The 17,803-nt window shown below is 69.1% G+C and carries 15 protein-coding genes; 4 read left to right on the top strand and 11 right to left on the bottom strand.

Annotated features, from left to right (window positions below):
* Positions 1–10: 10 nt before the first annotated feature.
* Genes OVA13_RS06555 through OVA13_RS06545 form a run of 3 tightly spaced genes read right to left on the bottom strand, consistent with a single transcriptional unit; the run spans position 11 to position 2,231 of the window.
* Positions 11–598, bottom strand: a complete 588-nt coding sequence (locus OVA13_RS06555; protein WP_267792983.1) for an IMPACT family protein — start codon at positions 596–598, stop codon at positions 11–13.
* A complete protein-coding gene (locus OVA13_RS06550) occupies positions 595–1,680 on the bottom strand; it encodes a hypothetical protein (protein ID WP_267792982.1) in 1,086 nt (361 codons plus the stop codon). Before OVA13_RS06550 ends, OVA13_RS06555 begins: the two co-directional genes overlap by 4 nt.
* Complete coding sequence (locus OVA13_RS06545; RefSeq protein WP_267793470.1) at positions 1,677–2,231, bottom strand: RNA polymerase sigma factor; 555 nt, start codon at positions 2,229–2,231, stop codon at positions 1,677–1,679. The genes OVA13_RS06550 and OVA13_RS06545 overlap by 4 nt, the downstream gene beginning before the upstream one ends.
* 264 nt (positions 2,232–2,495) lie before the next feature.
* Here OVA13_RS06545 and OVA13_RS06540 point away from each other — a divergent pair, with 264 nt between their 5' ends.
* The gene (locus tag OVA13_RS06540; protein ID WP_267792981.1) at positions 2,496–5,405 is read left to right on the top strand and encodes an EAL domain-containing protein; all 2,910 of its coding nucleotides are present in this window, start codon (positions 2,496–2,498) and stop codon (positions 5,403–5,405) included.
* A gap of 61 nt (positions 5,406–5,466) precedes the next feature.
* Here OVA13_RS06540 and OVA13_RS06535 read toward each other — a convergent pair whose 3' ends face one another.
* From OVA13_RS06535 to xseA, 3 genes are all read right to left on the bottom strand, one after another.
* Complete coding sequence (locus OVA13_RS06535; RefSeq protein WP_267792980.1) at positions 5,467–7,266, bottom strand: vWA domain-containing protein; 1,800 nt, start codon at positions 7,264–7,266, stop codon at positions 5,467–5,469.
* A gap of 101 nt (positions 7,267–7,367) precedes the next feature.
* Positions 7,368–7,712: a ribonuclease E inhibitor RraB gene (locus OVA13_RS06530; protein ID WP_267792979.1), complete on the bottom strand. Its 345-nt coding sequence runs from the start codon at positions 7,710–7,712 to the stop codon at positions 7,368–7,370.
* Positions 7,713–7,782: 70 nt separating this feature from the next.
* On the bottom strand, positions 7,783–9,111 hold the full coding sequence (gene xseA / locus OVA13_RS06525) for an exodeoxyribonuclease VII large subunit (protein WP_267792978.1): 1,329 nt from the start codon (positions 9,109–9,111) through the stop codon (positions 7,783–7,785).
* Positions 9,112–9,248: 137 nt separating this feature from the next.
* Here xseA and OVA13_RS06520 point away from each other — a divergent pair, with 137 nt between their 5' ends.
* Positions 9,249–10,568 carry a hypothetical protein gene (locus OVA13_RS06520; protein WP_267792977.1) on the top strand — a complete coding sequence of 440 codons (1,320 nt, stop codon included), beginning with the start codon at positions 9,249–9,251 and terminating at the stop codon, positions 10,566–10,568.
* 63 nt (positions 10,569–10,631) lie between these two features.
* Here OVA13_RS06520 and OVA13_RS06515 read toward each other — a convergent pair whose 3' ends face one another.
* Both OVA13_RS06515 and OVA13_RS06510 read right to left on the bottom strand, forming a co-directional pair.
* Positions 10,632–11,183: a response regulator transcription factor gene (locus OVA13_RS06515; protein WP_267792976.1), complete on the bottom strand. Its 552-nt coding sequence runs from the start codon at positions 11,181–11,183 to the stop codon at positions 10,632–10,634.
* Positions 11,180–12,418 carry an ATP-binding protein gene (locus OVA13_RS06510; RefSeq protein WP_267792975.1) on the bottom strand — a complete coding sequence of 413 codons (1,239 nt, stop codon included), beginning with the start codon at positions 12,416–12,418 and terminating at the stop codon, positions 11,180–11,182. Before OVA13_RS06510 ends, OVA13_RS06515 begins: the two co-directional genes overlap by 4 nt.
* A 114-nt stretch (positions 12,419–12,532) precedes the next feature.
* On the opposite strand from OVA13_RS06510, the gene ispG reads away from it, so the two are divergent.
* Positions 12,533–13,798 carry a flavodoxin-dependent (E)-4-hydroxy-3-methylbut-2-enyl-diphosphate synthase gene (gene ispG / locus OVA13_RS06505; RefSeq protein WP_267792974.1) on the top strand — a complete coding sequence of 422 codons (1,266 nt, stop codon included), beginning with the start codon at positions 12,533–12,535 and terminating at the stop codon, positions 13,796–13,798.
* Position 13,799: 1 nt separating this feature from the next.
* Positions 13,800–14,474 (top strand): phosphatase PAP2 family protein, encoded by a 675-nt coding sequence (locus OVA13_RS06500; protein WP_267793469.1) that lies wholly within the window; start codon positions 13,800–13,802, stop codon positions 14,472–14,474.
* A 165-nt stretch (positions 14,475–14,639) separates the two neighbouring features.
* Here the strand turns inward: OVA13_RS06500 and OVA13_RS06495 are convergent, their stop codons facing one another.
* The 3 genes from OVA13_RS06495 to OVA13_RS06485 all read right to left on the bottom strand — a co-directional run bounded on the left by OVA13_RS06495 (position 14,640) and on the right by OVA13_RS06485 (position 17,665).
* Entirely contained in the window at positions 14,640–15,251 is a 612-nt protein-coding gene (locus OVA13_RS06495; protein ID WP_267792973.1) for a hypothetical protein, read from the bottom strand.
* 53 nt (positions 15,252–15,304) lie between these two features.
* Positions 15,305–16,720, bottom strand: a complete 1,416-nt coding sequence (locus tag OVA13_RS06490; protein ID WP_267792972.1) for a pectin acetylesterase-family hydrolase — start codon at positions 16,718–16,720, stop codon at positions 15,305–15,307.
* Positions 16,721–16,969: 249 nt separating this feature from the next.
* On the bottom strand, positions 16,970–17,665 hold the full coding sequence (locus tag OVA13_RS06485; RefSeq protein WP_267792971.1) for an aspartate/glutamate racemase family protein: 696 nt from the start codon (positions 17,663–17,665) through the stop codon (positions 16,970–16,972).
* Between the last annotated feature and the right edge of the window lie 138 nt (positions 17,666–17,803).

Here is a 17,803-nt window from a genome sequence, read left to right as displayed (position 1 = left end):
CGTCCTGGCGCTACCCCGGATCGACGAAGCGCACCCGGTTACGGGTGGCGTCGCGCAGCTGCGATTTCAAGGCGTCCACCCGCTCCACCGGCAATTGCAAGGTCAGGCGCGCGCCGGATTCGTCGAAGCTTTCCTCCAGCCGCTCCGCCTTGTGCGCGAGCACGGCGGCGTGCACATGGCCCAGGTCGTCGAACGGGCACGCCAGTTCCACGGTCCGCAGCATCACCAGCGGCCGTCGCGCCGCCAGCCGCAGGCACTCGGCCGCCGCACCGCCGTAGGCCCGCACCAGTCCCCCAGCGCCCAGCTTGATGCCCCCGTACCAGCGGGTCACCACCACGACGACCTGGTCATATCCCTGGCCGTCGATGGCGGCCAGGATGGGACGACCGGCCGTGCCGGCGGGCTCGCCATCGTCACTCGACCGGTATCCGGGACCGATCCGGTAGGCCCAGCAGTTGTGGGTGGCGTCGGGATCGCCGACCTGGCGGAGGAAGTCCAAGGCCTGTTCCGGCGACGTGACCGGAGCGGCCTGCGCCAGGAAACGGCTGTGCTTCGCCTCCAGCAGGTGCGAGGCGGGCGCGGCCAGCGTGTCGGTCACGGGTCGCCCAGCAGCGGACGCAGGTCGTCGGGAATGCGCTGGAAGGGATGCTCCTGCACGAACAACTGCAGGCTGCGGGTGGCGTTGGCGGCATCGCCCAGGTCACGGCGCAGGCGGATGCGGTCCAGCCATTCGTCTTCGGGCAGTTTCGTGTCCTCGTCTACCGGCACCTGCAGGTCGGTACGGCGCAATGCCGTGCGGGCGGCTCCGGGCTCGGCGCTGCTGCCGGCACTGGCGGCCGGCGCGGGTGGCGGTGGCGGCGCGGGCGGGGCGGCTGGCGTTGGCGGGGCGTATGTGTCGGTACGCTTCGCGCGTGTACGCGAACCGGACACGCTGATGCTGTCCAAGGTCCTCGATTCGGCGGTTTCGCGCTCGACCGCGGCGCGCCGGTCCTGTTCGCGCCGCTGCGATTCCGCCTCGCGGAACTGCACGGCTGCCGCTTCGCGGTCGGCAGCGGTCGTGATGCTGGCGGACGGTGCCGCTGCCGCGTCGGCGGCAGCCACGCCCTCCTGCGCACGCGTCGCCTGCGGGAAGGCCTGCGGCGCGGGGGCTTCGACCGGCAGGGGCAAGCCCGGGACCGAGGGAATGACCGACAGCGGATTGCGGCGCGGCACGGCTTCCTTGCGCGCGGCGGCCTCGGCGTTCTGGCGTGCGGGGTCGCTCAGCGGTTTCGAGGGACGGGACGGGGGTGGCAGCGGATCGGCGGGAGCAGGCTCGGCAAGGACGCGACTGGGCGGCGGTGCCGCGTCATCGCTGGCCGCGGCCACCGACTCTTCGGTCTCCGGGGCCGCAGGAACCGACATGGCCTCCGCCGGGATTTCGCTGGCCACCGGCACTTCCTGCAACGGACGCAATTGCCAGGCCACGCCCACCGCCAGCAGGACGGACGCCGCCACGCCGAGCCCCAGCGGCCAGCGGGCGCGTCGTGCTGCTGGCACGCTGCGGCCCTGCACGGCGGTGCGCGCCGCTGACAGGATACGGGCGTCCAGCTGCGGCGACGGGCCACCATGCGGGCCCAGCTTCGCCAGCTGTGCGGCCAGCTCGCGTTCTTCCGGCGTCAGGGGTTCGTGGGGTTTCTTCATTCTTTCAACCTCGTCCGCAACCGGTCCATCGCGTAACGCAACCGCGATTTCACCGTCTCCCGGCCAACGCCGGTGATGTCGCCGATCTCCTCCAGGGTCAGTTCCTGTTCCAGCCGCAGTTGCAGCACTTCGCGCTGCTCCTCCGGCAGTTCATCCATGGCCACCTGCAACCGCCGCCGCTGTTCGAAGTCCGACAGCTGGCGCTCCGGCGTATCCGGGTCCGGCACGCGTGCGGTGCGTTCGTCGGCATCCACGGGGGCGGCCGGGCGATGTTTCAGCCCGCGCCAATGGTCGTTGAGCCGATTGTGCGCGATGCGGAAAAGCCAGGTGCTGAAGGCCGCTTCCGGTTTCCAGCCCGCGCGCGCGGTGATCACGCGCTGCCACACATCCTGGAAGAACTCGTCGGCCAGTGCGCTGTCGCGCAGCTGGCGCAGCAGGAAGCGGTAGAGCGGTCCGCGGTGGCGGGCGTAGAGCAATTCGAAGGCGGACGCGTCACCGGCGGCGTAGGCCAGCATCAGGGTCTCGTCGGCGGGTTCTGCAAGGTCGTTCACCGCCACCAGCGTAAGCCGTCCGTGCGTGGCCGTGAAGCCGTCCCGCGCGCTTCCGTCGGCGTGGTTCAGCCATCCATCCATGGGAGTGGGGGCGGGGGAATGCGGGAACGCGATGGCATGCTGGCGGAACACAAGGTCCAGTAACGGCCCGGGGGCACGCATGGGGTTGTGACGCAGGCGTTTCCGTTCAGGGGGGCGCTGGCGGTATGCTCGCCCCGGGGGAAATCCAGAAACCGCACCGCACCGACTCCATTGGAACCGGTCATGTCCACACGCTCCGTCAGTGCCGACAACCCGGCTGCCGAGTCCGCCTTGTCGCCTGCCGACAGGATCGTCTCGACGCTGCGCGGCATGCTGCCCGACGGTGCGGAACTGGCGGTGTGCTGGCGGGACTGGGCGCTCGGCAACGGCGCGGCGGCCACGCCGTCCGCGACCGCGGTGCTGCGCAAGCGGGCGGAGCAGGCTCTGGCCGACACCCATGCCGAACACGACAGCCCCGAGCTGCGCGTACACGCCTGGGACAACGCCGACGGCAATGCGCGCATCGCCGTCGCGGTGTCGCTGCCGCACCCGCTGCCACCGGCCGAAGAGGAGCCCTGGCTGCTGCTGGCGCGCACGCTGCTGGTCACGTCGCTGGACGCCGCGCGTGCGCAGGCGCGCATCGTGTCGCTGGAAAAGTCCAAGCGCCTGCAGCAGGCGCTGTACGAGATCGCCGACCTGGCGGGCGCCGACCTGGAGATGCCCGAGATGCTCCGCCGCATCCACGCGGTGGTGAACTCGCTGATGTACGCGGAAAACTGCTACATCGTGCTGTACGACGACCAGCGCCGCAGCGTGCGCTTCCTGTACTTCGCCGACCAGCGTGATCCCTACGTGGCCGAACCGGAGCGCGAGTTCAGCGAAGAGGAAATGGCCAACAGCATGACCTTCGCGCTGCTGCGCCACGGCCAGCCGCTGCGGGGGCCCTCCGCGGTGATCCGGCAGAAACTGGGCGTGATGCGCGACCCGTCGCACGGCCCGGACAGCCTCGATTGGCTGGGCGTGCCGATGCGCCGCGAGGACCGCGTGTGTGGCGCCATCGTGGTGCAGAGCTACGACGCGCCGGCCAGCTACGCCGACGAGGACCGCGCCCTGCTGGGTTACGTGGCCCAGCACATCCTGACCGCACTGGACCGCAAGCACGCGCACGTGGAACTGGAACACCGCGTGGAAGCCCGCACGCATGAGCTGCAGCGGGCCAACCGCGAGCTGCAGGCCGAGGTGATGGAGCGCAAGCGCGCCGAGAAGCTGCAGCGTGCGCTGTTCCGCATCACCGACCTGGCCATCACCTCGGACAGCCTGGAGCGTTTCTACGCCGACGTGCACGTGGTGGTGGACGAGCTGATCAATGCGCGCAACTTCTACATCGCGCTGGTCTCCGACGACGGCGACATGCTGCAGTTCCCGTATTCCATCGACGAACGCGACCCGATGCGCAAGTCGCGGCGGATGACCAACGGCCTGACCGAATACGTCATCGCCACCGGCAAGCCGCTGTTGGCCGACCGCGAGGTGATCCATCGCCTGGCCGAGGAGGGCAAGCTGCTGCAGCATGGGCCGCCGGCTTTCAGCTGGCTGGGCGTGCCGCTGTTCCGTGGCGAGGATGCCGTGGGTGCCGTCGTGGTGCAGAGCTATTCGACCGACGTGACCTTCAGCGCGCACGACCAGAGCCTGCTGACCTTCGTTGCCCACCACATCGGCAATGGCCTTGACCGCCAGCGCGCCCAGGAACGCCTGCGCAGCGCGCACGCGGAACTGGAGCGCCGGGTCGACGAGCGCACGCGTGAACTTGCCGAGGCCAACCACCAGTTGCGGGCCCAGATCGGCGAACGCCTGCGGGCGGAGCAGCAGCTGACCTACCAGGCCACGCACGACGCCCTGACGGGCCTGCCGAACCGCCCGCACCTGCTTGACCGGCTCTCCGCCGCCATCGAACGCGCACGCCACGGCGACGGACAGGCATTCGCGGTGCTGTTCCTGGACCTGGACCGCTTCAAGCTGGTCAACGACAGCATGGGACACGCCGCCGGCGACGAACTGCTGGTGGAAGTGGCGCGCCGCATCACCATGAGCATGCACGGCAGCGACATGGTGTCGCGCCTGGGCGGCGACGAGTTCGCGATCCTGGTCGAATACACCGACGGCGTGGAGAACGTGCGCGACCATGCACAACGCCTGCTGGCCGTGCTCGGCCGCCCGATGTGGGTGGCGGGGCGCGAGCTGTTTCCTTCGGCCAGCCTCGGCATCGCGATATGGCACCCGCGTTACCGCAATGGCGAGGAACTGCTGCGCGACGCGGACGCCGCCATGTATCGCGCCAAGGAGCAGGGTCGCGACCGCTGCGCGATGTTCGACGAGGCCATGCGCGAAGCGGCCATGCAGAGCCTGGACCTGGAAGCCGACCTGCGCCGCGCGATCAACCACCATGACTTCCTGCCGTTCTACCAGCCGATCCGTCGTCTCGACGACCGCACCATCATCGGCCACGAGGCCCTGCTGCGATGGCAGCATGACCGGCGCGGCCTGCTGCTGCCGTCGGAGTTCATCGAGCTGGGCGAGGACAGTGGCCTGATCGAACAGGTCGACTGGCTGCTGTACGAGCAGGTGGTCAGGCGGATCGCGCAGGGCGTGGAAGGCTATATCTCGGTCAACGTATCGCCGCGCCATTTCCGTTCACCGGACTTCGCCGATCGCCTGCTGGCGATGTTCGAAGCGCACGGTGCCGATCCCTCGCGGATGCGGGTGGAGATCACGGAGGTCGCGCTGCTCGACGACGCGCCGCGCACGCTGCGCATCCTGCGCACCCTGCGGCAGCACGGCATCCTGGCGCAGCTGGACGACTTCGGCACCGGGTTCTCGGCGCTGTCGTATCTGCACCGCTTCCCCATTTCGGTCCTCAAGATAGATCGCAGCTTCATCGCGGGGCTGGGGTCGGAGGCGCGTCCGGAAAGCCTGGCGCTGGTGCGCGCGATCCTCGCGCTGGCCAGCACGCTGGGGATCGAAACGATCGCCGAAGGCGTGGAGACCGACGAGCAGCGCCACGCATTGCTGGAACTGGGTTGCGAGCTCGGCCAGGGTTACCTGCTGGGCCGTCCCGCCGCGAGCATGACGGGCGGCTCGGCCGACCTGGCCTGACCGGCGGGCGTCGTGGCGGCAGGGCGAGCCGCTGCCGCCACGGCTCGCCCTGCCGGCGTCCTCATTCGCCTGCGATCGCTGGCGTGTCCACCTGCTGCACGCCTGCCATCCGGCGCGCCTGGTCAAGCAGGCCGATGAACTCGGCGCGCAGGCCATGCGGATCGCTGCCGGACGCGCCACGTGCGGTGCGGGTCACGTCATTCCAGCTCCAGTTTTCGATGCGCTGGCCGCCCCGCAACAGATCGGCATAGGCCGCCACCGCGGTGGCAAAGCGGAAGGCCTCGCTCGGTTGGCGTGTGAGCGAGCCGGTTGCGATGGGGGCTTCAATCAGCTTGCTCGCGTCATCCCCCGGCAACTTGTAGCGCAGGCGCAGGTGCGCGACCTCGCCGGTGTCGCCGCCCGGTGGCGTGGTGGCCTTGTCGCCGTAGCGCAGCACCGGCAGGCGGGTGGCATCCGAGCCGACGGGCGTGATCTCGTAGAGGGCAGTCACTTCATGGCCCGCGCCGATGTCGCCGGCGTCGACCTTGTCGTTGGCGAAGTCCTCGTTGTTGAGCACGCGGTTCTCGTAGCCGATCAGGCGGTACTCCGACACCACCGCGGGATTGAACTCGACCTGGATCTTCACGTCGCGGGCAATGGTCAGCAGCGTGGACTGCATCTCCTCCACCAGTACCTTGCGTCCCTCCTGCAGCGTGTCGATATAGGCGTGGTTGCCGTCGCCGACATCGGCCAACCGTTCGGCCATGGCATCGTTGTAGTTGCCGGTGCCGAAGCCCAGCGTGGTCAGCGCGATGCCGGACTTGCGCTGGTCGCCCACCATCGTTTCCAGCGCATCCTGGCTGACCGTGCCGACATTGAAATCGCCGTCCGTGGCCAGGATCACGCGGTTGACCCCATCCGGTACGTACGCCTGCTTCGCCATCGCATAGGCCAGCCGGATGCCGTCGCCACCATTGGTGCTGCCACCGGCCTGCAGGCGGTCGAGGGACGCGAGGATCTCGTCGTGGCGGTCGCCGGGTGTCGGTGGCAGCACCAGACCGGCCGAACCGGCGTAGACCACGATGGAGACACGGTCCTGCCTGCGCAGCTGCGGTACCAGCTGCGCGAACGACTGCTTCAGCAGCGGCAGCTTGTCGGGCGATTCCATCGAGCCGGAGGTATCCAGCAGGAACACCAGGTTGGCGGGCGGCAGCGTCGCCTTGGGCACGTCATAGCCCCGGATGCCGATCATCAGCAGCTGGCGCTTCTCGTTCCAGGGTGCGGGGGCGAGTTCGGTGGTCACGCGGAACGGGCGGCTGCGGTCCGTCGGCGCCGCATGGCCGTAGCGGAAATAGTTGATGAACTCCTCGGCACGCACGGCATCGGCCGGCGGCCGCGTGCCCTCGCGCAGCATGCGCCGCACATTGCTGTAGCTGCCGGTGTCCACGTCCACGGAGAAGGTCGATACCGGTTCCACCGACGTACGGTGCACAGGGTTGTCATCGCGTGCGGCGTACTTCTCGGTGTTGGCCGGCGCGGTTTGCAGCGACGGCATCGGTGCCGCGACCACGCCCAGGCTGCGGTAGGCCATGCTCGCGGGCGCGGGGGGCGAGGGCGGCGGCGGTGCGTGGGCGAAATTCTCCAGGGCCTGCTTCGCCTCGGCCCGCACGCGGCTGCCCGAGACGACGATGCTGTCCAGGGTGCCGCTTTCCTGGAGGGTACTGTCGTGGCGTGCCGCTTCCGCCTCCGCGGCACTGGCAGCCGCTCCGGCGGCGGCGGCCGCATCGTTTGCCGGGGTGACCCGGTTGGTGGTCGGGCTGGAGGTGCAGCCGGCCAGGACGGCGACGGCCAGCAGGGTGAGGCAGTAGCGACGGTGCGACATGGCGGAACTCCGTGGTTGGGACGGAGCTTTCAACGCGCCATGTGCGGCAGTGGGGTTGGACGATCTGCGGCCCTCTTCTCAGGGACCGTTCGACTGCGCTGCTACTCGATCACGCCCACGTCCATGCCGTCGTACGCATCCAGGTCGTTCTCGTCGGCAAAGCGGTACAGCGCCTGGTTGCGCTGGTCCAGGCTGTCCGGCGTGTGCACCTCGGTCTTCTCGACATGCAGCCACCACAGATCCGGATCCCGGGGGCGTTCCTTGTCATCCAGGTACAGGGCGACGACGCGGTAACCCTGCGCCTGCAGCAAGGCGGCAGCGGCCTCCAGTTCGGCACGCGCATCGTTCGTGAAGAAATACCCCCATACCATGGGTTTGGTGAGATCCCATGAGGTTTCCCTGGCCATGTTGTCGAACATGTCGACGAGCTGTTCGCGGGTGATCATGTCGTAGTCCTTGCGAAGTGTGGATGGGGCAGGCAGGCGGGAACCGGCAGTGCATGCACTGCCGGCGCGGTCACTCCACCCGCAGTTTCAGGGTGCCGTCGCTCAGTCGCGCGCTGACCGCATCGCCCGGGCGGACCTGTTCCACCGAGCGTATGAGCGTGCCGTCCTCGCGCGTGACCAGCGCGTAGCCGCGCGCGACGGTCGCCAATGGACTGACAGCCTCCAGCGAACGCGCCAGGCTGCGCAGGCGCAGGGCGTCGCGCTGCAGGGTACGGACGACCGCCGCCTGCGGGCGTGGGGCCAGCGCGAGCAGCCGCTCGCGCAGTTGTTCCAGCCGACGTTGCGGGGCGTGCGCCCGCAGGACGGCGGCGGCATGCCGCAGCGCCGCCAGCCGGCGGGCATGCTGGTCGCGCCAGAGCGCATGCAACCGTCGCGCGGCCTCCTGTTCGCGCCGGCGCAGCATCTCCAGCCGCGCCTGCGGACGCAATGCCTGCAGCCGCAATGCGGCGCGATCAGCGCGCTGCATGGCCTGGCGCAGCCGATGCGCATGCGTGGTGACCATGCGTTGCTGCAGCACGCGCAGGCGCGACAGCAGGTCGCGGCGGTCGGGCACCAGCAGTTCCGCCGCGACGGAGGGCGTGGGCGCGCGAAGGTCGGCGGCGAAATCGGCCAGCGTGAAGTCGGTTTCGTGGCCCACGGCGGACACCACCGGCACCGGCGACGCGGCGATGGCACGGGCCAACCGTTCGTCATTGAAGGCCCACAGGTCTTCCAGCGAACCGCCACCCCGGGTGACGAGCAGGGCGTCGTAGCGCCCGCTGCGGCCCGCGTGCTGCAGCATGTCGACGATCTGCGCCGGCGCCGCTTCGCCCTGTACCTGCACAGGCAGTATGTCCACCTGCAGCAGCGGGAAGCGGCGTTCCAGCACGCTCACCACGTCGCGCACGGCCGCGCCGGTCGGCGAGGTGATCACGCCCAGCCGCTGCAGATGCGACGGCAGCGGACGCTTGCGGTCGGCATCGAACAGGCCCTCGGCGGCCAGCTTCGCCTTGAGCTCGTCGAAGGCGCGCCGCAGCGCCCCTTCGCCAGCCTCTTCCAGATGGTCGATGACCAGCTGGTAGTCGCCGCGCGCCTCGTAAAGGGTCAGCCGTCCACGCGCGAGCACGCGCAGGCCTTCGCGTGGCGCGAACTTCAACCACTGGCTCTTGGGCTTGAACATCGCGCACTTCACCTGCGCACGCGCGTCCTTCAGGGTGAAGTACAGATGGCCGGACGCCGGGCGGGTGACGTTGCCCAGCTCGCCTTCCACCCAGATCAGCGGGAACGCACTCTCCAGCAGGTCGCGCGCCAGCGTGTTCAGCTGGCTGGGGGTCAGGATGTCGCGGGCCGGATCGCTCATGCGCGCACCGTAGCGCAGGCCGGCGCTGCTTCCAATCTCCCACCTTCGCGGGAATCGGTGTAGGACTGCGACACCCGGTCGCGGCCATGGCTTCGCTTTGTGTGCTGGAATAGCCTTGGGTTACGAGGGCGGATGCGATGACGACAGGCAGTGCGCGGCCATGGGGCAGAGCGATCATGCTGGGCGCGGTGCTCGCGGGCCTGGCGGCCTGTCGTGCACCGACGGCCGAGTCGCCGGCCGCCGGCAGTGGCGCCACCGCGAAGGAAGCGGCTCGCGTGGAAGCGTGGGCGCTGCCCGCGCCCGCGGGATCGGCACAGCCTGACCTGGCGCTGGCCGCCGACGGGGACCTGCTGCTGAGCTGGCTGGAGCCTTCCAGCGGGAAGGACCTGCGCCTGCAATTCAGCCGATTCAATCCGGGCGGTACGCCGCCGGCCGCATGGTCGGCGCCCCTTACGATTGCACAGCGCCAGGACTTCTTCCGCAACTGGGCCGATACACCGCATGTCTACGCGTTGCAGGACGGGTCGTTGTGGGCGCACTGGCTGCGCAGCACCGGGCCCGGACGGATGGATTACGGCGTGGACCTGGTCCGTTCCGGCGACGGAGGCGCCACGTGGACCATGCCACGGCTGGTGCATCCCGCCGGGACGCCGGGCGACCATGGCTTCGTGACGTTCTGGCCGCAGTCCGCGGATACGCTGGGCATCGCGTGGCTGGACAGCCGGCAGAAGGCGGCAGCCGGTGGCCATGAAGGTCATGACGATGGCCACGATCATGCCGGTGGTGCCGCCATGATGCTGCGCGCTGCGTTGTACGATCCGCAGGTTGCGCAGGAGGGCGAATGGCCGCTGGATGCCTCCACCTGCGACTGCTGCACCACGTCCTCCGCGATGACCGACCGGGGCGTGGTAGTGGTGTATCGCGGGCGCACCCAAGATGAAATCCGCGACACCCGCATCGTGCGTTTCGATGGTGTTGCGTGGACTGCACCGCGTGACGTGCACGCCGATGACTGGAAGATCGCCGGCTGCCCGGTCAATGGTCCCGTCGTCGTGGCCGATGGCAACAGGGTGTGGGTGGCCTGGTACACCGAGGCCGGCGGTGTGCCGGAGGTGAAGGCGGCGATGTCGGAGAATGCCGGGGATGCCTTCGGCGCGCCGGTCACGCTGGCCAGTGGAACCCAGGTGCTGGGGCGGCTGGGCCTGGTGCGCAGCGGGGATGGATTGCTGGTGAGCTGGCTGGAACAGGCGGCCGACGACAGCCAGCGTCTCGTGTTGGGCCGCTACGACCTGGCGTGGGGCGATGCGGCACGTACCGAGGTGGCGACGCTGGCCGCGCGTGGCCGTGCGAGCGGCATCCCCAGGTTGCAGGCAACCGCGGACACCGCTTGGCTGGTCTGGACCGATGTGGCCGATGGCGCGCCGCAGTTGCACGGTGCGCGGGTGAGGCTGCAATAGCGATCCGTTCCCCGAGGGTGCGCATGCCCTGCACGTCGAAAGCGGATGCGCTGACCGATGCGGCTACTCGTCCACCCAACGCCGCTCGGGTCCCGGTCGCTTGGCCAGCTTGCGCTGCAGTGAACGCCGGTGCATGCCCAGCAGGCGTGCGGCGGCGGAGATGTTGCCGTCGGTTTCGGCCAGCGCCTGCTGGATGTGCTCCCACTCCAGCCGGCTGAGCGGCGTCATGGTGTCGTCGGCGGAAGGCGTGCCGGACGACTCCGCGGGTGCTTCCAGGCCCAGGGCGCGCAGGATGGTCGGCACCGTCGCCGGCTTGGGCAGGTAGTCGTCGGCGCCGCGCTTGATGGATTCCACCGCGGTGGCAACGCTGGCATAACCGGTCACCAGCAGGATGCGCATGTCCGCGCGCACGCTGCGCAGGGGTTCGATCAGCGCCAGGCCGGAATCGGCGCCCAGTTTCAGGTCCACCAGCGCGAAATCCGGCGCGTGTTCGCGCGCGAGCGCCAGCGCGGTGGCGGCGTCGAAGGCGATCTCGGTCTCGATGCCCTTGCGCGCCAGGCTGCGCTGCAGGGTGCGTGCGTACAGCTCGTCGTCGTCGACCAGCAGGCCTTTCATGGTGTTTCCTCGTTTGCGGGCGCGACCGGCAGCCGGAACTGTACCTGCACGCCCTTGGGCTGCACCGCCTGCATGCTCATGCGGCCTCCCAGTCGTTCAAGGGTGGCGTGCGACAACGCCAGCCCCACGCCCATGCCGTCGGGCTTGCTGGTGCGGAACAGCTGGTCCGACTGGAACGGCAGCGACTCGTGGAAGCCGTTGCCGTAGTCGCGCACGGTGCCGACCAGTTCGTCGCCTTCACAACGCAGGTCCAGGTCCACGCGCTGCGAGCCGGCCTGGCGGCTGGCGTCGGCGGCATTGTTCAGCAGGGCCTGCAACAGGTGGCCGGTGGAGGCATCGACCGCCAGCCACGGGGGCAGGGCGCCGGTGCGCCGCAGTTCGATGGTGGGCCGTACCAGCAGCCAACGCTGCACCACGCCATCCAGGTCGACCGCGGCGGGCGTGCCCAGGTCGGCCGATGCCGCCAGGGCGCGCACGCGATCGCGGCACAGGTCGATCAGTTCGCGCATCGTCGCGGCATCCTCGCGCGTCTCGACGTCGGCCGCATGTTCGCGGATGTCTTCGGCCAGCAGCGTCATGGTGGCCAGCGGCGTATTCAGTTCGTGCGCCACTGCCGCGGCGTGGGTGGCCAGCGCCACGATGCCTTCGTTGCGCGCGAACCGCTCGCGCAGCCTGGCGAGTTCCTGCTCGCGCTGGCGCAGCGCCGCCACCAGGCGCGTCGAGAAATACAGCACCACGCCGGCCGACAGCACGAAGTTCACCGCCATGCCCCACAGGTGCACGTTGAAGCTGTTGCCATGCATGTGCGGCAGCGGCCGGCCGAACAAGGCCGTCAGCACATAGCCCACCAGGCAGGCCACGCCGGTGGCCAGCACCCAGCGCAACGGCAGCACCAGCGCGGACACCGCGATCAGCAGCAGGAACATCGAACTGAACGGGTTGCCGATGCCGCCACTCCAGGCGACCAGCCAGGCCAGCACGGCCACGTCCACCAGCATGTGCGTGAAGGCTTCCGCCGGCGTTTCCTGCCGGGGCCGCCGGCTGCGCCAGCTGGCGTAGAGGTTGAACACCGCCAGCGCCGCGATGCCGCTCCACAACGGCCATTGCGGCAGCCGCATGCCCAAGGGCCCCAGTGCGACCAGCACCGTGACGGCCTGGCCGACGATGGCCACCCAACGCAGGTTGCACAACGTTCGCAGGAACGACGGAGAAGGCGTCAGGACGGCCGTGGACATGCCTACATGCTAGTGCAAGCAGGCGCGGCGGGCCTGCGACGGCCGGTCGCACCCGTCCCGTCCCCGAGCAGGGGGCTTCGTGGATGGCCGCACCGCGCACGCTACAATTGGCCCATGTACGACGCCGTCACCCGCCCCACGCCCCCTACCGACGCTGCTCCCTGGCCCCGCCGCATCACCCGCACCGTGCAGGTCGGCGGGGTGACGCTGGGCGGCGGGCAGCCGGTGGTGGTGCAGTCCATGACCAATACCGACACCGCCGACATCGCCGGCAGCGTGAAGCAGGTGGCCGAACTCTGGCGCGCCGGTTCGGAAATGGTCCGCCTGACCGTCAACAATCCGGAGTCCGCCGCCGCCATTCCGCGCATCCGCGACAAGCTGGCGATGATGGGCGTGTCGGTGCCGCTGATCGGCGACTTCCACTACAACGGCCACCAGTTGCTGGCGGGCGAACCGGCCTGCGCCGAGGCGCTGGCCAAGTACCGCATCAACCCGGGCAACGTCGGCTTCGGCAAGAAGCGCGACACCCAGTTCGCTCAGCTGATCGAATTCGCCATCCGCTACGGCAAGCCGGTGCGCATCGGCGCCAACTGGGGTTCGCTGGACCAGGCGCTGGCCGCGCAGCTGATGGACGAGAACCACGCGCGCGAGATCCCGTGGGATGCCGGCCGCGTGCTGCGCGAGGCGCTGATCCGTTCGGCGGTGGATTCGGCCGAACGCGCCGTCGAGATCGGCCTGCCGCGCGACCGCATCGTGCTGTCGGCCAAGGTCAGCGGCGTGCAGGAACTGATCGCCGTGTATCGCGACATGGCCAGCCGCTCCGATTTTGCGCTGCACCTGGGCCTGACCGAGGCCGGCATCGGCAGCAAGGGCATCGTGGCGTCGTCGGCCGCGCTGGCGGTACTGCTGCAGGAAGGCATCGGCGACACCATCCGCATCTCGCTGACGCCCGAACCCGGCCAGTCGCGCACGCAGGAAGTCATCGTCGCGCAGGAACTGCTGCAGACCACCGGCCTGCGCGCGTTCACGCCGATGGTCACCGCGTGCCCCGGTTGCGGCCGCACCACCTCCGAATTCTTCCAGGAACTGGCCAAGGTCGTGCAGGAGCACGTGCGCGGCAAGATGCCGGAGTGGAAGGTCACCCATCCCGGGGCCGAGAACATGACGCTGGCGGTGATGGGCTGCGTGGTGAACGGGCCGGGCGAGTCGCGCCACGCCAACATCGGCATCTCGCTGCCGGGCACGGGCGAGGCACCGGCGGCGCCGGTGTTCGTCGATGGCGAGAAGAAGATCACCCTGCGCGGCGAGAACATCGCCCAGGAGTTCGTCACCCTGATCGACGACTACGTTGCGACCAAGTACGCGCGTGGCGCCGGCTGAGCTGCTGGCCAGCGGCCTGCGCTTCATCGCAGGCCTGTTCCGCCAGCATGGCTGGCGCATCGTCTTGCTGTTCGTCGGCCTGCTGCTGCCGTTGTGGGCGTTCGTCGAACTGGCCGACGAAGTCCACGAACTGGAAGCCTTCTACTTCGACGATCCGCTGCTGTGGCGCGCGCACGATCTCGCCGGGCCGGCACTGGATCGTTTCTTCGTCTTCATGTCGGCCATCGGCTACCAGTGGGGCGTCGTGCCGGTGGACATCGCCCTGACGCTGGGCCTGCTGGTCGCGCGCCGCTGGCGCGAGGCCATGTTCGCCGGCGTGTCGTTCGCCGGCTCCGCGCTGCTCAACCTGGCCACCAAGCAGTTCTTCCAGCGTGGCCGTCCCTCGCTGTGGGAGTCGATCGCGCCGGAACACACCTTCAGCTTCCCCAGCGGCCATGCGATGGGGTCGGCGACACTCGCCATGGCGGTGATCCTGCTGTGCTGGCATACGCGCTTCCGCTGGGGCGTGGTGGCGCTTGCGGGACTGTTCGTCCTGGCCGTCGGCGCATCCCGGATCTACCTGGGCGTGCATTACCCCTCGGACATCCTCGGCGGCTGGGCGGCCGGCACGGCCTGGGTCGCCGGCGTCTACCTGGTGCTGTTCCGCATCCGCGAGCGGCCGTGGCAGGTGCGGTAGCGCGTCCTACCTTCTGTAGGAGCGACGTGAGTCGCGACCGGAACCATGATGGGCACTGATCCTTGACGAAGGATCAACACTGTTTGGGCATCACAGCGCCCATCGCGCCATCGGGGCACTGCCAGCCGTGCGGTCGCGACTCACGTCGCTCCTACAGGAACAGCTTCACGGCGCGTAGGCCCGCTCACGCTCTTCCTGCAGCCGTTGGCGCAGGTACTGGTCGCGGGTGAGCCCGGCCGGCACCGAGGTCATCGCCATCACTTCGGACACCACCTGGGCTTCGCGCGCCTTGTAGGACTGGAAGCGCGGGTCGTTGCGTTGCTGCGCGGCGAACGCGGCCATGCGCTGGTCGGCATGCGCGCGGTAGCGGTCGGCGATGGCGGCGACGGCTTCCGCCTGTCGCGCAGGATCCTCCACCGTCGCCTGCACCAGCGCGGTCCGCAGCAGCACGGCCTCGCCGGCGGAGAGGCCGCCGTTGGCCTCGTAGTGGTCGATCCGGCGCGACAGCGCATCGGCACGTTCGCTGCGCTCCACGGCACGCATCGAGGCGGCGCGCGCGAAAAAATCCTTCGCGTCGGCTTCGAAGTGTTGCCGCTCCCGGTGCATCCTGGCTTGCGGCGTCGCTTGCAGTGACGCCAGCGCTGGCGAGGGGTTGTCGAGGGCAGTCGAGGATTGACGCGTCGCGTGCGACGCCACGCCTGCGTCCTCGCGCTTCCACCAGAACATGGCAGCGGCGAAGACCAGGCATGGCATCAGCAGCATCAGCACCTTCTTCATGCGCGGTTCCTGTATGCCGGGACCGCCGCGACAGGGCGGTCCCGGCGTGGACCTCATCCCAGCAGCTGGTCGACCAGCCAGTACAGCGGGTTGAACGGCTTCGCCTTGTCGGCCTTGTCGTCCTGCTCGCTGGCGTCGAGCACCTTGCCCTGGCCGTCGAGCACGCTGTCGATGAACTGCTTCAGCTGCAGGTTCTGCGCCTGCACGTCGCCGTTCTTGAAGTCGACGATGGTGGTGCAGTGGCTCTCGTTTAGCGCCCGGTACTGCGGGAAATAACCGCCGACGTTGTCCAGCGTGTTCAACCGGTCGCGCAGCCGTGCGGTATCCGTATCCCAGCGGGCATGGATGCGGGCTTCCTTGGTGGCCTGGTCCGGTGCGTTGGCGATGTCGGGGTAGAAACGCTCGTACGAATACGACGAGTAGTTCAGGTCCTTCCAGAAGTGCGTGTGTCCCAGCCGGTCGTTCGGATACCGGGCCGACAGCGCGGGGTACAGGCTGCCCAGCTCACCCAGGTTGAACTGGGGCATGCCGCTGGCCAGGTACGGCAAGGGGCCGTTGGGCTGGTCCAGGCCCCAGGCCTGGCGGATCAGCGCCATAAGCGGCTGCGACGGGTATTGCACCGGGTCGCCGTTCACCGGCGTGGGGAAGATGGGGCCCGAGTCGTCGATCAGGAAACCGCGCGTGGGCGCCAGGTCGCGCCGCAACGGATGGTAGCTGGTCAGGCTGCCGGCACCGCCGGCGCTGCAGCCGGTCGAGAGCATCTGCGTGGGCCGCGGCAGGTTGTCCTTCAGCCAGCTGACCACGGCCCGCACGTTGCGCACGCCGTTGTGGTGCCATACCAGGGGCGACTGCTGGCCGGTGGGATCGTTGTACACGGCGACGCGGTCGCCGCTGTAGATGTCGCCCGTGCAATAGGGGATGTAGACCATGTTCCACTGCTGCGTCTTCACCGCATCGAACGGGCTCACGCGGGTGACGAAAGGACTGACCAGGCTCGCGCCGGGATTCAGCAGGCTCATGTAGTCGTCCGGGATGCCGTTGGGGTTGCGCGCGCCGCGTACGCCGCTCTGCCCGCTGCAACTGGCGTAGTCCCAGCACGCGCCGCCGCCTTCCATGTAGAGGATGGTGTTGCGCGTGTCGGCCACCCGGTTGACGAAGAACTTGAACGGCGAACCGTCGCCGCAGACCGCGCCGGTTTCCGGCGCCAGCTGGATGGTCTGCCATTCGCTGTAACGACCAGGCTGGAAGCCATCGTTGTAGCCGGAAGGATTGGAAAGCAGCGGATACGCACCCGTGCGCTGCGCGGCCGTGACCTTGTTGTCCGCCTTGGGCGGCGAGACCAGGTTCACCAGCGTCTGCCAGAAGCTGTAGTCGCCCTCTTCCGCCTTGAGCGGCGCGGCGACGAAGACGGTGACGGCGGCAGCCGCGACCAGGACGGGGAAACGTGCGGGGCGGAACGGTGTGACCATGATCGAACCCTCCGTAGCGGCCAGATGACGAGGACGTACAACCGGGATGAACGCGGTGCGTGCGGCGCCTGCGGCTCCGTACAGCGCCGTAGGGTGCGAGGTGATGCCGCAGAGGGAATTAAGCGCGCGTGACGACGGCGGATTTGGCTGCGCAAACCCCCCGGAGTGACCGCTTATGCCCCCTCGAGGGCTGCATGCGACCGCCGCGCGTGCACGCGGATCATGCGCCGCAACACGTCCCTGCGCTGCTCAATCGGCGGCAATGCACCGCAGGGCGGCGGCGCGTGCATGCAGGGTGGCGGTGTCGAAGGTGGGTACGTCCACGTCGCCCGGCTGCACGAGCAACATGATCTCGGTGCAGCCCAGGATGATGCCTTCCGCGCCGGATTCGACCAGGCGCGCCATGGTGTCCCGGAAGCGCTGGCGGGACGCGTCGCGAACCTGCCCGAGGCAGAGTTCTTCGTAGATGATGCGGTGCACCTCGTCGCGGTCCGCGGTATCGGGCACCTGCGCCTCGATGCCGTGTGCGCGCAGCCGGGCCTGGTAGAAATCCTGTTCCATGGTGAAGCGCGTGCCCAGCAGGCCCACGCGCTTCAGTCCCGCGGCGCGGATCGCCTCCGCCGTGGCATCGGCGATGTGCAGCAACGGGAGCGGCGTGGCCGCTTCGATGGCGCCGGCGACCTTGTGCATGGTGTTGGTGCAGAGGATCAGCAGGTCGGCGCCGGCGGCGTGCAGTGCGCGCGCGGCGTCCGCCATCGCGTCCCCTGCCGCCGACCAGTCGCCAGTGCGCTGCAGGCGTTCGATGTCGTCGAAGTCCACGCTGTAAAGCACCAGCCGCGCCGAATGCAGTCCGCCCAGGTGCGCGCGCACCGTTTCGTTGACCACGCGGTAGTAGGGCAGGGTGGATTCCCAGCTCATGCCGCCGATCATGCCGAGTGTCTTCATGCTTCCGTCGTCGTCGCGTGTCCGGTCGCCAGTGTGCCCGGCACGCCGGCTGGTATGCCAGTGCGCAAAGAGGGCCGTAACGCATCGTTGCGCGGACGCCGCTTGCCGCCGCCCGGCGGCAGGCGGAACATGATCGGG

Origin of the sequence: Pseudoxanthomonas sp. SL93, assembly GCF_026625825.1 — a bacterium.
Taxonomy (GTDB): Bacteria; Pseudomonadota; Gammaproteobacteria; order Xanthomonadales; family Xanthomonadaceae; genus Pseudoxanthomonas_A.
This window is presented reverse-complemented; position numbering and strand designations above follow the sequence as displayed.